This window comes from Serratia sp. H402Y (assembly GCF_051172415.1).
Taxonomy (GTDB): domain Bacteria; phylum Pseudomonadota; class Gammaproteobacteria; order Enterobacterales; family Enterobacteriaceae; genus Serratia; species Serratia ureilytica.
On the sequence record NZ_JBPIYZ010000001.1, the window covers coordinates 1,205,685 to 1,219,101 of the forward strand.

The following is a 13,417-nucleotide window of genomic DNA, read 5'->3' on the forward strand; positions in this document are numbered from 1 at the left end:
CAGGTATCTTTAATCAATGTGTTGGATGGCGTCCCGGCACGGATAACCCAGCGCCTTTATGCTGTTTATAGTAGCCCAGCGGCCGGCAAACTGACACAGCAAAAAGCGCTGCCCATCAATTTTCTGCCGGTTATTTAACCGGTTAATGCCGTCTGTTTTTTGCGGCTGAAGATAAATAACGCGCGAAGCTGCCGCCGTCTCCCTCTTCGCTGCCACGCAATAAAAGGCCGTCGGGTGTTCCCTAAACGAGGGAGAGCCTTTATTATCCATGATCACTTTGCTTAAGCCACGGCTATCAAACGGATTTCATGTATCAACCTGTCGCGTTATTCATTGGCCTGCGCTACATGCGCGGGCGAGCCTCAGACCGCTTCGGGCGGTTTGTTTCCTGGCTTTCCACCATCGGCATTACGCTGGGGGTGATGGCGTTGGTCACCGTGCTGTCGGTGATGAACGGTTTCGAAAAGGATCTGGAGAACAACATCCTCGGCCTGATGCCGCAGGCGTTGGTCACCAGTCCGCAGGGATCGGTCAACCCGCAGCAGCTGCCGGCCTCCGAGGTGCAGAAGCTGCAGGGCGTCACGCGCGTTGCGCCGCTGACCACCGGTGACGTGGTGCTGCAAAGCGCCCGCAGCGTGGCGGTTGGGGTGATGCTCGGCGTCAATCCCGACGAGGCCGATCCGCTGACCCCCTATCTGGTCAACGTCAAGCAGCAACAGCTGCAGCCGGGCCAATACAACATCATCATCGGCGAACAGCTGGCGGGGCAACTGGGCGTCAAGCGCGGCGATTCGCTGCGCGTGATGGTGCCGAGCGCCAGCCAGTTCACGCCGATGGGCCGCATCCCCAGCCAGCGCCTGTTCACCCTCATCGGCACCTTCCATGCCAATAGCGAGGTGGACGGCTATCAGCTGTTGGTCAACCAACAGGACGCCTCGCGCCTGATGCGTTACCCGGCCGGCAACATCACCGGCTGGCGTCTGTTCCTGCAACAGCCGCTGACGGTCGATACCCTCAGCCAGCAGGCGCTGCCGGCGGGCACCGTCTGGAAAGACTGGCGCGATCGCAAGGGCGAGTTGTTCCAGGCGGTACGCATGGAGAAGAACATGATGGGGCTGCTGCTCAGCCTGATCGTGGCGGTGGCGGCGTTTAACATCATTACCTCACTCGGCCTGCTGGTGATGGAGAAGCAGGGCGAGGTCGCCATTCTGCAGACTCAAGGGCTGACTCGCCGCCAGATCATGTCGGTATTTATGGTGCAGGGCGCCAGCGCCGGCATCATCGGTTCGCTGCTCGGCACGCTGCTCGGCGTGCTGCTGGCCACCAACCTGAACAACCTGATGCCGATCCTCGGCGCATTGATCGACGGCGCTTCGCTGCCGGTGGCGGTCGATCCGCTGCAGGTGACGATCATCGCCGTGGTGGCGATGGCGGTTTCCCTGTTGTCCACGCTCTATCCTTCATGGCGCGCTGCCGCCGTACAACCCGCTGAGGCTTTACGTTATGAGTAACCATCTTTTGCTGCAGTGTGACAACCTGTGCAAGACCTATCAGGAAGGCAACCTGCACACCGACGTGCTGCGCAACGTCAGCTTTGCCATGCAGCAGGGCGAGATGATGGCGATCGTCGGCAGCTCGGGTTCCGGCAAGAGCACCCTGTTGCACCTGCTGGGCGGGCTGGACTCGCCGACCTCCGGCGAAGTGATCTTCAAGGGCGAATCGCTGAACGCCATGTCTTCGACGGTCAAGGCCGAGCTGCGCAACCGCCAGCTGGGCTTCATCTATCAGTTCCACCATCTGTTGCCGGACTTCACCGCGCTGGAAAACGCCGCCATGCCGCTCTTGATCGGCGGCGCCAAACCGGCGCAGGCGCAGGAGAAAGCGCGGGAGATGCTGGCGGCGGTCGGGCTGGAAAAGCGCAGCAAACACCGCCCGTCCGAGCTTTCCGGCGGCGAGCGTCAGCGCGTGGCGATCGCGCGCGCGCTGGTCAATAACCCGGCGCTGGTGCTGGCGGACGAACCGACCGGCAATCTCGACAAGCGCACCGCGGACAGCATCTTCGATCTGCTCGGCGAGCTGAACGTGCGTCAGGGCACCGCTTTCCTGGTGGTAACGCACGATCTGCAGCTGGCCAAGCGCCTGAGCCGCCAGTTGGAAATGGCCGACGGCCACCTGCAGGCGCAGCTGACCCTGATGGGGGCCGAGTAATGGCGGGAGCCTCACTGTCCTTCCTGACGGCCCTGCGTTTCAGCCGCGGCCGTAAACGCGGCGGCATGGTGTCGCTGATCTCGGTCATCTCCACCATTGGCATCGCGCTGGGGGTGGCGGTGCTGATCGTCGGTCTGAGCGCGATGAACGGCTTTGAGCGCGAGCTGAAGAACCGCATTCTGGCGGTGGTGCCGCACGGCGAGCTCGAGCCGGTCAATCAGCCGTTCAGCGGCTGGCCGTCGATTCTGCAGCGGGTGGAAAAGGTGCCGGGCATCTTGGCCGCCGCGCCGTACATCAACTTTACCGGCCTGATGGAAAACGGCGCGCAGCTGCGCGCGGTGGAAGTCAAAGGCGTGGATCCGCAGCAGGAGAGCCGACTGAGCGCGCTGCCGCAGTATGTGCAGGGCGACGCATGGGCCAACTTCAAGCCCGGCGAGCAGCAGGTGATCCTCGGCAAGGGCGTGGCCGACGCGCTGGGCGTCAAACAGGGCGCCTATGTCACGGTGATGATCCCCAACAGCGACCCTGAGATGAAGCTGCTGCAGCCGAAGCGTATTCGCCTGCACGTGACCGGCATTTTGCAGCTCAGCGGCCAGCTCGATCACAGCCTGGCGCTGGTGCCGCTGGCCGATGCGCAGCAGTATCTCGACATGGGTGACAGCGTCACGGGCATCGCTCTCAAGATGAACGACGTGTTCGCCGCCAACAAGCTGGTGCGCGACGCCGGCGAAGTGACCAACGCTTACATCTATATCAAGAGCTGGATCGGCAAGTACGGCTACATGTACCGCGACATCCAGATGATCCGCGCCATCATGTACCTGGCGATGGTGCTGGTGATCGGCGTGGCCTGCTTCAACATCGTCTCCACGCTGGTGATGGCGGTGAAAGACAAAAGCGCCGACATCGCGGTGCTGCGCACCCTGGGCGCCAAAGACGGCTTTATCCGCGCCATTTTCATCTGGTATGGGCTGCTGGCCGGGTTGCTGGGCAGCCTGAGCGGCGTGGTGATCGGGGTGATCGCCTCGCTGCAGCTGACCAACATCATCCGGGGCATCGAGAAACTGGTCGGTCACTCCTTCCTGTCGGGCGATATTTACTTCATCGACTTCCTGCCTTCCGAGCTGCACTGGCTGGACGTGCTGATCGTGCTGGCGACCGCTATCGTGCTGAGTCTGTTGGCCAGTTGGTATCCGGCGAGGCGCGCCAGCCGCATCGATCCAGCGCGGGTGCTGAGCGGACAATAAAACCCACGGGGAGGCAGCGATGCCGCCCCGTTTTTTTAGCCTGGGGATGGGTTATGTACTACGGTTTCGATATGGGCGGCACCAAGATTGAGCTGGGGGTGTTCGACGACAGCCTGCAGCGCATTTGGCAAAAGCGGGTGCCGACGCCGCGCGACGATTATCGGCAACTGCTGGCTACGCTGTGCGAGCTGACCCTCGAGGCGGATGCGTTTTGTGGCCGGCGCGGCAGCGTCGGCATCGGCATTCCGGGCCTGCCCAACGACGATGACGGCACGCTGTTTACCGCCAATGTGCCGGCGGCGATGGGGCGGCCGCTGCCGCGCGATCTGGCGGCGCTGATCGGGCGCGAGGTGCGGGTCGATAACGACGCCAACTGCTTTGCGCTGTCGGAGGCCTGGGACGACGAGTTCCGCCGCTACCCGACGGTGCTGGGCATCATCCTCGGCACCGGCGTAGGCGGCGGCCTGATCGTCGAGGGCAAGACGATGCCCGGGCGCAACTATATCGCCGGCGAGTTCGGCCATTTGCGCCTGCCGGTGGACGCGCTCGAGGTGCTGGGGCGTGATGTGCCTCGCGTCGCCTGCGGGTGCGGCCATCAGGGTTGCATTGAAAATTACATATCGGGCCGCGGTTTTGAATGGATGTACGCCCATTTTTATGGCCGACGCTTGCCCGCCACCGAGATCATTGCGCATTATCAGGCGGGTGAGCCGCAGGCCGTGGCGCATGTCGATCGCTTTATGGACGTGCTGGCGATCTGCCTGGGTAACCTGCTGACGGTGCTGGATCCGCACCTGGTGGTGATCGGCGGCGGGCTGTCGAACTTCGACGCCATTTACCAGGCGTTGCCGCAGCGGCTGCCGGCGCACCTGCTGCGGGGGGCTCGGCTGCCGCGCATCGAGAAGGCGCGCTATGGCGACGCCGGCGGCGTGCGCGGCGCAGCGTTCCTCAATTTGGCTCGCCCAACGTAATGGGCGTTGCGGCCAGGCGTGAATGTATACAGCCAACAACGCTGCAACGTCCAGTAAGAAGGGTAAACAGGGAAAAGTAAGGAGAGAGTTAATGCACACTCGCCATCGGCTGTGTCAGTTTCGCAAGAGTAAGCATGTGCTGCATCAGCGCTTTCGTTCACGCATTTTTCACCGTGACACCATGGCGGCGGCCGAGCTGAAAAAGCCGTTTGTGGTGGTGTTGACCGGGGCCGGCATTTCGGCCGAGTCGGGCATTCGCACCTTCCGCGCCGCGGATGGGCTGTGGGAAGAGCACCGGGTGGAAGACGTCGCCACGCCGGAAGGTTTTCAGCGCGATCCGGCGCTGGTGCAGGCGTTTTACAATGAACGTCGCCACCAGCTGCAGACCGAGGACATCGCCCCGAACGCCGCGCACCGCGCGCTTGCGGATCTGGAAGAGTGGCTGGGGGACAACTTCCTGCTGGTCACGCAAAACATCGATAACCTGCATGAGCGCGCCGGCAGCAAGCGGGTGCTGCACATGCACGGCGAATTGCTGAAGGTGCGCTGCACCCAGTCGGGCCAGGTGTTCGAGTGGCCCGGCGATCTCAGCGTCGACGAGCGTTGCCACTGCTGCCAGTTCCCGGCGCCGCTGCGGCCGCACGTGGTGTGGTTCGGCGAGATGCCGCTGGGCATGGACGACATCTACCAGGCGCTGAGCAAAGCCGATTTCTTCGTCGCCATCGGCACCTCCGGCCATGTCTATCCGGCGGCCGGGTTCGTGCATGAGGCGCGGCTGGGCGGCGCCTACGCGATGGAGCTGAACCTGGAGCCGAGTCAGGTGGAAAGCCAGTTCGACGAGAAACACTACGGCCTGGCCAGCGAAGTGGTGCCGCGTTTTGTGCACAAATTCCTGGTGGGCAAGGTGGCGCGGGCCGATAAGCCCTAAAGACATCAGGGCGCAATGCGCGCCCTGATGGGATGGCGGGCGTGTTAGCGCCCGGCTTTCAGCTTTTGGAAGTAGCTTTCGTACAGCGTGCTGGCGTCGCCGACGTCGTTTTGCCACTCGCCGTGCTCAATCACCGTTTTATCCGGGTAGAGAGACGGATCGTTGGCGATCTCCGGCGACAGCAGCTTCTTCGCCGCCAGGTTCGGCGTCGGGTAACCGATGGTTTCCGCCACCTGCACCGCGATTTCCGGCCGCAGCAGGAAGTCGATCAGCTTCAGCGCCCCTTCGACGTTGCGCGCGTTGGCCGGAATGGCCAGGCTGTCCATCCAGAAGATCCCGCCTTCCTTCGGCCAGACGATCTCCAGCGGCGTGCCGGCCTGGCGCGCCACGAAGGCCGAACCGTTCCACACCATGCCGACGTTGACTTCCCCTTCCATAAACGGGTTGCCCGGGTTGTCGGAGTTGAAGGCCAGCACGTTCGGCATCAATTTCTGCAGTTCGTTGTAGGCGGCTTCAATCTCTTTCGGGTCGGTGGTGTTGCCGGAATAGCCCAGCTTGAGCAGCGCCATCTGGAACACTTCGCGCGCGTCGTCGGTCAGCAGCAGGCGGCCTTTGTACTGCGGCTGCCACAGATCGGCCCAGGAGGTGACGGTGGACGGATCCTGCGCGTCGCTGTTAACGCCGATGGCGGTGGCGCCCCAGATGTAAGGGATGGAGTAGTCGTTGTTGGGATCGAACGGCTTGTTCAGCAGGGTAGGATCGAGATCCTTGAAGTGGCTGAGCTTGCTCTTGTCGATTTTTTGCAGCATGCCTTCCTTGCTCATCTTGGCGATGAAGTAAGTGGAAGGCACCACCAGATCGTACGCGCCGTCCTTGTAGGTCTTCAGCTTGGCGTACATGCTTTCGTTGGATTCATAGGTGGAATAAATCACCTTGATGCCGGTTTCCTTGGTGAACTGCTCCAGCAGCCCCGGCGGGACGTATTCAGTCCAGTTATAGAAATACAGCGTTTTGCCGTCAGAGGCGTTTGCAGAGCAGAAACTCAGCGCCATCATCCCGGCTGCGAGCAGATGTGACCACTTTTTCATGCAGCGTATCCTTCAGCAGTAGTGAGCCGAACCCGTATGAGCCGCCGTTTTCGGCCGCGCCATACCCCAGAAAGGGGCCATTATAGGGGCCGGGGCGGGGTGGGTAAAGGCGGTTATCCCAGCGGCAAATCAGCGGGTTAACCGAGTCAGGGCCATCACCAAAGGCCGCTTTCATATCATTGTGGTCAATGAAAGAGACGGGCGCCGCAGCGCCCGGCGGGAAGGATTACTCGGCCTTGGGCGAGCGATCGCGCATCACCCACTGGCTGGCGATCACCAGCGTCAGCGACAGCAGCAGCAAAATGGTGGCCAGCGCGTTAACCTCCGGCGAGACGCCGACTTTCACCATCGAATAGATCTTCAGCGGCAAAATCTCGTAGCTCGGCCCGGTGACGAAGGAGGAGACGACCACGTCGTCCATCGACAGGGTGAAGCTCAGCAGCCAACCGGCCGCCACCGCCGGCATCGCCAGCGGCAGAATGATTTTGCGCAGGATGGTGAACTCGCTTGCGCCGAGATCGCGCGCGGCTTCCAGCATCTTCACGTCGAAGCCTTTCAGGCGCGCGTAGACGGTCACGACCACGAACGGCAGGCAGAAAGTGATGTGCGAGAACAGCAGCGACCAGAAGCCGAGCGAAATGCCCAGCAACATGAACAGCACCAGCAGCGAGATGGCCATCACGATGTCCGGCGACATCATCACCACAAACAGCATGCCGCCGACGAACGGTTTGCCGCGGAAGCGGTAGCGGTACAGCGCCACCGCGGTCAGCGAGCCGATCAGCGTGGCGAAGGTGGCGGAGAGCACCGCCATGGTCAGCGAGTGGCCCGCCGCCTGCAACAGGCTGTCGTTGTTGAGCAGCGTGCTGTACCACTTGGTGGTGAACCCTTGCCAGTTGATGCCAAAGCGCGAGGCATTGAAGGAGTTGACGATCAGGATGACGATCGGGATATACAGATAGGCGTATACCAGCGTCATAAAGCCGCCGCGCAGCAGACGTCCGATCATGCCAGATCCTCTTTCTTGTTCAGCAGGCGGGCGGCCCGGTAATAGACCAGCAGCAACAGCCCCATCACCAGCGTCAGGCAGATGCTGGTGGCCGCGCCGAACGGCCAGTCGCGGATATTGAGGAACTGGCTTTTAATCACGTTGCCGATCAGCAGATTTTTGGCGCCGCCCATCAGATCGGCGACGAAGAACAGCCCCATCGCCGGCAGCACCACCAGCAGGCAGCCGGCGATAATGCCCGGCATGGTCAGCGGCACAATGATGCGGATAAAGGTTTGGAGCTTGCTGGCGCCGAGATCGCGCGCCGCCTCCAGGCAGGATTTATCGAGCTTTTCGATGCTGGAATAGAGCGGCATCACCATAAACGGCAGCAGGATATACACCAGGCCGAGGATCACCGCTTCCGAGGTGTACATGATGCGCAGCGGCTTGTCGATGACGCCGATCCACAGCAGCGCGTCGTTGAGATAGCCGCGGGTGCTGAGAAACAGCTTCAGGCCGTAGATGCGGATCAGCGAGTTGGTCCAGAAGGGCACGATCAGCAGAAACAGCAGCAGCGGCCGCACCTTCTGCGGCAAGCGCGCCAGAATAAAGGCGAACGGATAGCCGATCACCAGGCAGCACAGGGTGGCGATCAGCGCCATGTTCAGCGAGTGCAGCAGCACCTGGGCATACAGCGGATCGAACAAACGCCGGTAGTTATCCAGCGTGAACACCATCTGCACCAGGTTGGCGTCATCACGGGTCAGGAAGCTGGCGCCGATGATCATCAGGTTCGGCATGAACACGAACAGCAACAGCCAGGCGACGACGCCGACGATCACCACATTCTGGAAGACTTTACGCGATTTCTTCATCGGCCAGCACTACCTCCCAGCTTTCGACCCAGGTCACCGCCATCTTCTGATTGAGCGAGTGATCGACGTCCGGATCGTCTTCGTTGAAGAACTCGCTGACCATCACCGTTTTGCCGTTCTCCAGCTCGACCACCGATTCCAGCGTCATGCCTTTGTAGTTGCGCTCACGCACGTAACCGATCAGCCCGTCGTGCTGCGCGCTGTCGTTCACTTCTTCCACCCGCAGATCCTCCGGGCGCAGCAGCACCTTCAGCTTTTGGCCCGGTTCTACCGGCAGATCGGCATAGATGTCGCACTCGCGGCCTTCCACGTTGGCGCGCACCCGCTGCGGATCGAGGCGTTGCAGGACCACCGCGTCGAAAATGTTGATCTCGCCGATGAAGCTGGCGACGAACAGGTTTTTCGGCTCTTCATAGATCTCACGCGGCGTGCCGTCTTGCTCGATGCGGCCTTCGCGCATCACCACGATGCGATCCGACATGGTCAACGCTTCTTCCTGATCGTGGGTGACGAACACGAAGGTGATGCCCAGCTTGCGCTGCAGCGCTTTCAGTTCGTTCTGCATCTGCTTGCGCAGCTTGTAGTCCAGCGCCGACAGCGATTCGTCCAGCAGCAGCACTTTCGGCTTGTTGACCACCGCGCGGGCGATGGCCACACGCTGCTGTTGGCCACCGGAGAGCTGGCCCGGCCGCCGCTTGGCGAAGTCGTCCAACTGCACCATGCGCAGCGCCTCTTCGACGCGCGGCGTCAGTTCGGCCGCCGGCACCTTTTGCATGCGCAGGCCGAAGGCGACGTTGTCGAACACCGACATGTGCGGAAACAGGGCATAACTCTGAAACACGGTGTTGACGTGGCGATGCTCGGCCGCAATGGCGGTGATGTCCTGGCCGTCGAGCGCGATGCGGCCCCGATCGGCGTCTTCCAGACCGGCAATCAGGCGCAGCACCGTGGTTTTGCCACAGCCGGAGGGGCCAAGAATGGTGAGGAATTCGCCGTGATTAATCGTCAGGTCCAGATCGGCAATGATGGTTTTGCCATCGAACGCTTTGCTCAGGGCATGCAGTTCAACAAGGGGGGCTCGAGAGGATGTCTCAGTCATTTATCGTCTTACTCTATCCCGTGGGCTAATGCAGATAGAACCGCAACTGGAAAAGACTGCCGGAGCTTGCGGGCATGCCCGCGATTCAAAAGAAGCTCAAACCAGTTGCGCCAATGGAAATTTTTCGAGCGCGCATGATAGACGCTGAATGCCGGAATTGAAAGCCGATCCGGCCCAGATGCCGCGTTTTTCATCATGATATCGACAAATGACCCTGTGATGACAGCGTTATTTCCCTCTGAAATCATCACAAAGATTAATGATATTGGCGAATTCTGGTTAAAAATGACCTGACGCAATATTTGATCCTGATCGGTTCAGCATAATGAAACGCGATATTCTGAGGGGCCGCTACCATGGATAAATTACTTGACCGCTTTTTCAACTACGTCTCTTTCGACACCCAGTCCAAAGCGAACGTAAAGCATGTGCCGAGCACCGACGGGCAGTTGAAGCTGGCGCGTGCGTTGCAGCAGGAAATGATCGCGCTCGGCTTCGAGCGGGTGTCGCTCAGTGAGCACGGCTGCGTGATGGGCACCTGGCCGGGCAACGTCGCCTGGCCGGTGCCGGCGGTCGGTTTTATCGCCCATCTGGATACTTCGCCGGATTTCAGCGGCAAACACGTCAATCCGCAGATCGTCGAGAACTATCGCGGCGGCGACATTGCGCTTGGCATTGGCGATGAAGTGCTGTCGCCGGTGATGTTCCCGATCCTGCACCAGATGTTGGGGCAGACCCTGATCACCACCGACGGCAAAACGCTGCTGGGCGCCGACGACAAGGCCGGCATTGCCGAGATCCTCACCGCCATGGCGCGCCTGCGCGCGCGCAAAATCCCGCACGGCGACATCCGCGTGGCCTTCACCCCGGATGAAGAGGTGGGCAAGGGGGCACAGCTGTTCGACGTGGCGGCCTTCAATGCCGAATGGGCTTACACGGTGGACGGCGGCGGCGTCGGTGAGCTGGAGTGCGAAAACTTCAATGCCGCCTCGGTGACGATCAAAATCCTCGGCAACAGTGTGCACCCCGGCAGCGCCAAGGGCGTGATGGTCAACGCGCTGTCGCTGGCTACCCGCATTCATCAGGCGCTGCCGGCGGACGAAACGCCGGAGACCACCGAGGGTTACCAGGGCTTTTACCACCTCAGCAGCATCAAGGGCAGCGTGGAACGCGCCGAAATGCACTACATCCTGCGCGACTTCGAGCGCGAGGGATTCGAGGCGCGCAAACGCAAGATGGTGGAGATCGCCCGCGAGGTCGGCAAAGGCCTGCCGCGCGATTGTTATATTGAAGTCAGCATCGAAGACAGTTATTACAACATGCGCGAACAGGTGGCGGAGCATCCGCACGCGATCGCGCTGGCGCAGCAGGCGATGCGCGACTGCGACATTGAACCGGTGATGAAACCGATCCGCGGCGGCACCGACGGCGCGCAGCTGTCGTTCCGCGGCCTGCCGTGCCCGAACCTGTTCACCGGTGGCTACAACTACCACGGCAAGCACGAATTCGTGACGCTGGAAGGCATGGAGCAAGCGGTGGCGGTAATTATGCGCATCGCGGCGCTGGCCGCCGAGCGGGCGCGGTAAAACGGGACGCTTGCGATTATCATAATCGCTTGCCGCAACAAGGCGTTGCTCATAGTGTGGAAGTCCATTCCCCACGCATAAGGACCGCATGATGAGCACCGAATACCGCATTGCCGGCTCGCATTTGACGCAGTTCGTTCAGGCGATTTGGCGCCAGGCCGGCAGCACGGCGCGCGAAGCCGAGCTGGTGGCCGAACACCTGGTGCAGGCTAATCTGGCCGGGCACGATTCGCACGGCGTCGGCATGATCCCCAGTTACATGGCATCGTTGGCGCAGGGGCAATTGCAGCTTAATCAACATGCCGAGGTGGTGCGCGACGCCGGCGCGGTGCTGACGCTCGACGGCGCGCGCGGCTTCGGCCAGGTGGTAGCCAGCGAAGCGATGGCGCTGGGCATTGAGCGCGCCGGCAAACTGGGCCTGGCGGCGGTGGCGCTGCACAACGCGCACCATATCGGCCGCATCGGCCATTGGGCGGAACAGTGCGCCCGCGCCGGTTTTATCTCGATTCACTTCGTCAACGTGGTGGGCGATCCGATGGTGGCGCCGTTCGGCGGCAGCGATCGCCGCTTCGGCACCAACCCGTTCTGCGCCATTTTCCCGCGGCCGGGCCGCACGCCGCTGCTGTTGGATTTCGCCACCAGCGGCATCGCCTTCGGCAAGACTCGGGTGGCCTATAACAAAGGCTTGTCGGTGGCGCCGGGCTATCTGATCGACGAACACGGGCAACCCACCACCGAACCGAAGGTGATGCACGAAGCGCCGTTCGGGTCACTGTTGCCGTTCGGCTTGCACAAAGGCTATGCGCTGGCGGCGATGTGCGAGATCCTAGGCGGCGCGCTCTCCGGTGGCCGCACCACCCACGACGCCACGCTGAAAGCCGACAGCGACGCCATCTTCAACTGCATGACGACCCTGATCCTCGATCCTCAGGCCTTCGACGCCCCGCAAATGCAGGCCGAGGCCGAAGCGTTTATCGGCTGGGTGAAGGCGTCGCCGCCGAGCGGCGAACAACCGATCGCGGTGCCGGGAGAATGGGAAGAGGCCAACCGCGCGGCGCGGCTGGAGCAGGGCATACCGATAGACGCCAATACCTGGCGGCAGATTTGCACGGCGGCGGAGCAGGCGGGCATGGCGAATGAAGCGCTGGCCGGTTTTCGCGCGCAGGCGCGGCAGGCATAAAAAAAGCCACCCGATAGGGTGGCTTGTTCGCGTACTCGCAATCAGTCGTTAAAGTACCAATAGCCGCTGTTGACCAGCGCGGTCAGCAGCGCCAGGAATGACGGATCGTCCACCGCGTCGCCGAGCAGGGCAGCGTCGACGCTGAAGTGCTGGCACAGGGCGTCTGCGGCCTGCAGCTGGTCGGTGTCGATCAGTTCGCCGTTGACGAAGCAGAGATCGCCGACGCGCAGCACGCGCAACCCGCCCAGGCGCTGCAGCGCTTCACCCTGTTGCAGCAGTTCGTAGATTTCCCCGGCCTGATACGGCGGCTCCGGCGGCGCCAGATCCAGCTCGTGGCGCGATTGGGAGATAAACTCGCCGAACCAGTGCTGGAAGTGTTCCGGCTGTTGCACCAGATCCAGCATCATCTGCCGTAAGGCGTCCACTTCCTGCGGCAGGATCTCCGCCGGGTGTTCGCGCAGTTTAACGTCCGGATCGCCGTAGCGTTTGCTGCCCAGCTCGCGCGCCAGCACGTAATCGGCGAAGCCGCTCACCAGTTCGCGGCCGTTCGGCGCGCGGAAGCCCACCGAATAATTGAGCGCGTTTTCCAGCGCGTAGCCTTCATGCGGGAAGCCCGGCGGAATGTAGAGAATGTCGCCCGGCTCCATCTCTTCGTCGATGATGGCGTCGAACGGCTCTACCTGCAGCAGATCCGGATGCGGGCAGTGCTGTTTCAGCGGCGTTTTTTCCCCGACTCGCCAGCGGCGGCGGCCAGTGCCCTGAATGATGAACACGTCGTACTGATCGAGGTGCGGGCCGACGCCGCCGCCCGGCACCGAGAAGGAGATCATCAGGTCATCCATCCGCCAGTCCGGCAGTTGGCGGAACGGGCGCATCAGCGCTGCGGAAGGCTCATGCCAGTGGTCCACCGCCTGCACCAGCAGCGACCAGTTGTTTTCGCTCAGGTGATCGAAGCTCTCGAAGGGGCCGTGCGCGACCTGCCAACGGCCGTCCTGGTGGCTGACCAGGCGGCTGTCCACTTCGTTTTCCATCGCCAGCCCGGCCAGCTCATCCGGGGAGATCGGATCGATAAAGTTTTTGAAGCCGCGCTTCAGAATCACCGGACGTTTTTGCCAATAACGTTGCAAAAAATCGTTCCAGTCCAGGTCTAATTGATAATCCATGTTCTATTCCAGGAGAGAGGAGTGAGCCTGAGTGCGATTATAACGGAAGTTTGGCCCCGTGGATCGGGGCCGCAGAGGCAT

The 13,417-nt window shown here is 61.8% G+C and carries 14 protein-coding genes; 7 read left to right on the forward strand and 7 right to left on the reverse strand.

Features of this window, described 5'->3' with window-relative positions:
• Positions 1–9: 9 nt before the first annotated feature.
• Positions 10–270, reverse strand: a complete 261-nt coding sequence (locus tag ACSBQS_RS06130; protein WP_197666353.1) for a hypothetical protein — start codon at positions 268–270, stop codon at positions 10–12.
• Positions 271–308: 38 nt separating this feature from the next.
• On the opposite strand from ACSBQS_RS06130, the gene lolC reads away from it, so the two are divergent.
• The 5 genes from lolC to cobB all read left to right on the forward strand — a co-directional run bounded on the left by lolC (position 309) and on the right by cobB (position 5,354).
• Entirely contained in the window at positions 309–1,511 is a 1,203-nt protein-coding gene (gene lolC / locus ACSBQS_RS06135) for a lipoprotein-releasing ABC transporter permease subunit LolC (RefSeq protein WP_004941116.1), read from the forward strand.
• Positions 1,504–2,208 (forward strand): lipoprotein-releasing ABC transporter ATP-binding protein LolD, encoded by a 705-nt coding sequence (lolD, locus tag ACSBQS_RS06140; protein WP_197749759.1) that lies wholly within the window; start codon positions 1,504–1,506, stop codon positions 2,206–2,208. Before lolC ends, lolD begins: the two co-directional genes overlap by 8 nt.
• Positions 2,208–3,455, forward strand: a complete 1,248-nt coding sequence (gene lolE, locus ACSBQS_RS06145; RefSeq protein ID WP_004941124.1) for a lipoprotein-releasing ABC transporter permease subunit LolE — start codon at positions 2,208–2,210, stop codon at positions 3,453–3,455. The genes lolD and lolE overlap by 1 nt, the downstream gene beginning before the upstream one ends.
• Before the next feature lie 53 nt (positions 3,456–3,508).
• Positions 3,509–4,426 (forward strand): N-acetylglucosamine kinase, encoded by a 918-nt coding sequence (gene nagK / locus ACSBQS_RS06150; RefSeq protein WP_434989976.1) that lies wholly within the window; start codon positions 3,509–3,511, stop codon positions 4,424–4,426.
• Positions 4,427–4,517: 91 nt separating this feature from the next.
• Complete coding sequence (gene cobB / locus ACSBQS_RS06155) at positions 4,518–5,354, forward strand: Sir2 family NAD+-dependent deacetylase (protein ID WP_047026258.1); 837 nt, start codon at positions 4,518–4,520, stop codon at positions 5,352–5,354.
• A 44-nt stretch (positions 5,355–5,398) separates the two neighbouring features.
• Here the strand turns inward: cobB and potD are convergent, their stop codons facing one another.
• From potD to ACSBQS_RS06180, 5 genes are all read right to left on the reverse strand, one after another.
• The gene (gene potD, locus ACSBQS_RS06160) at positions 5,399–6,442 is read right to left on the reverse strand and encodes a spermidine/putrescine ABC transporter substrate-binding protein PotD (protein ID WP_089191573.1); all 1,044 of its coding nucleotides are present in this window, start codon (positions 6,440–6,442) and stop codon (positions 5,399–5,401) included.
• Positions 6,443–6,668: 226 nt separating this feature from the next.
• Positions 6,669–7,451: a spermidine/putrescine ABC transporter permease PotC gene (gene potC, locus ACSBQS_RS06165; RefSeq protein WP_033642769.1), complete on the reverse strand. Its 783-nt coding sequence runs from the start codon at positions 7,449–7,451 to the stop codon at positions 6,669–6,671.
• Positions 7,448–8,308, reverse strand: a complete 861-nt coding sequence (gene potB / locus ACSBQS_RS06170) for a spermidine/putrescine ABC transporter permease PotB (RefSeq protein WP_033642771.1) — start codon at positions 8,306–8,308, stop codon at positions 7,448–7,450. The genes potC and potB overlap by 4 nt, the downstream gene beginning before the upstream one ends.
• Positions 8,292–9,407 carry a spermidine/putrescine ABC transporter ATP-binding protein PotA gene (potA, locus tag ACSBQS_RS06175; protein WP_033652054.1) on the reverse strand — a complete coding sequence of 372 codons (1,116 nt, stop codon included), beginning with the start codon at positions 9,405–9,407 and terminating at the stop codon, positions 8,292–8,294. Before potA ends, potB begins: the two co-directional genes overlap by 17 nt.
• 8 nt (positions 9,408–9,415) lie before the next feature.
• A complete protein-coding gene (locus ACSBQS_RS06180) occupies positions 9,416–9,706 on the reverse strand; it encodes a hypothetical protein (RefSeq protein ID WP_197666349.1) in 291 nt (96 codons plus the stop codon).
• Between the two features lie 57 nt (positions 9,707–9,763).
• Here ACSBQS_RS06180 and pepT point away from each other — a divergent pair, with 57 nt between their 5' ends.
• Both pepT and ACSBQS_RS06190 read left to right on the forward strand, forming a co-directional pair.
• The gene (gene pepT, locus ACSBQS_RS06185) at positions 9,764–10,993 is read left to right on the forward strand and encodes a peptidase T (RefSeq protein WP_033642773.1); all 1,230 of its coding nucleotides are present in this window, start codon (positions 9,764–9,766) and stop codon (positions 10,991–10,993) included.
• Between the two features lie 91 nt (positions 10,994–11,084).
• Positions 11,085–12,173 carry a malate/lactate/ureidoglycolate dehydrogenase gene (locus tag ACSBQS_RS06190; protein WP_197666418.1) on the forward strand — a complete coding sequence of 363 codons (1,089 nt, stop codon included), beginning with the start codon at positions 11,085–11,087 and terminating at the stop codon, positions 12,171–12,173.
• A gap of 41 nt (positions 12,174–12,214) precedes the next feature.
• Here the strand turns inward: ACSBQS_RS06190 and ACSBQS_RS06195 are convergent, their stop codons facing one another.
• Positions 12,215–13,336 (reverse strand): JmjC domain-containing protein, encoded by a 1,122-nt coding sequence (locus tag ACSBQS_RS06195; RefSeq protein ID WP_434989981.1) that lies wholly within the window; start codon positions 13,334–13,336, stop codon positions 12,215–12,217.
• Positions 13,337–13,417 lie beyond the last annotated feature (81 nt).

Excerpts from the sequence above, each read along its gene's own strand:
- ACSBQS_RS06130 (WP_197666353.1), bottom strand. The coding sequence starts at position 270 with ATGGATAATAAAGGCTCTCCCTCGTTTAGGGAACACCCGACGGCCTTT.
- lolC (WP_004941116.1), top strand. The coding sequence starts at position 309 with ATGTATCAACCTGTCGCGTTATTCATTGGCCTGCGCTACATGCGCGGG.
- lolD (WP_197749759.1), top strand. The coding sequence starts at position 1,504 with ATGAGTAACCATCTTTTGCTGCAGTGTGACAACCTGTGCAAGACCTAT.
- lolE (WP_004941124.1), top strand. The coding sequence starts at position 2,208 with ATGGCGGGAGCCTCACTGTCCTTCCTGACGGCCCTGCGTTTCAGCCGC.
- nagK (WP_434989976.1), top strand. The coding sequence starts at position 3,509 with ATGTACTACGGTTTCGATATGGGCGGCACCAAGATTGAGCTGGGGGTG.
- cobB (WP_047026258.1), top strand. The coding sequence starts at position 4,518 with ATGCACACTCGCCATCGGCTGTGTCAGTTTCGCAAGAGTAAGCATGTG.
- potD (WP_089191573.1), bottom strand. The coding sequence starts at position 6,442 with ATGAAAAAGTGGTCACATCTGCTCGCAGCCGGGATGATGGCGCTGAGT.
- potC (WP_033642769.1), bottom strand. The coding sequence starts at position 7,451 with ATGATCGGACGTCTGCTGCGCGGCGGCTTTATGACGCTGGTATACGCC.
- potB (WP_033642771.1), bottom strand. The coding sequence starts at position 8,308 with ATGAAGAAATCGCGTAAAGTCTTCCAGAATGTGGTGATCGTCGGCGTC.
- potA (WP_033652054.1), bottom strand. The coding sequence starts at position 9,407 with ATGACTGAGACATCCTCTCGAGCCCCCCTTGTTGAACTGCATGCCCTG.
- pepT (WP_033642773.1), top strand. The coding sequence starts at position 9,764 with ATGGATAAATTACTTGACCGCTTTTTCAACTACGTCTCTTTCGACACC.
- ACSBQS_RS06190 (WP_197666418.1), top strand. The coding sequence starts at position 11,085 with ATGAGCACCGAATACCGCATTGCCGGCTCGCATTTGACGCAGTTCGTT.
- ACSBQS_RS06195 (WP_434989981.1), bottom strand. The coding sequence starts at position 13,336 with ATGGATTATCAATTAGACCTGGACTGGAACGATTTTTTGCAACGTTAT.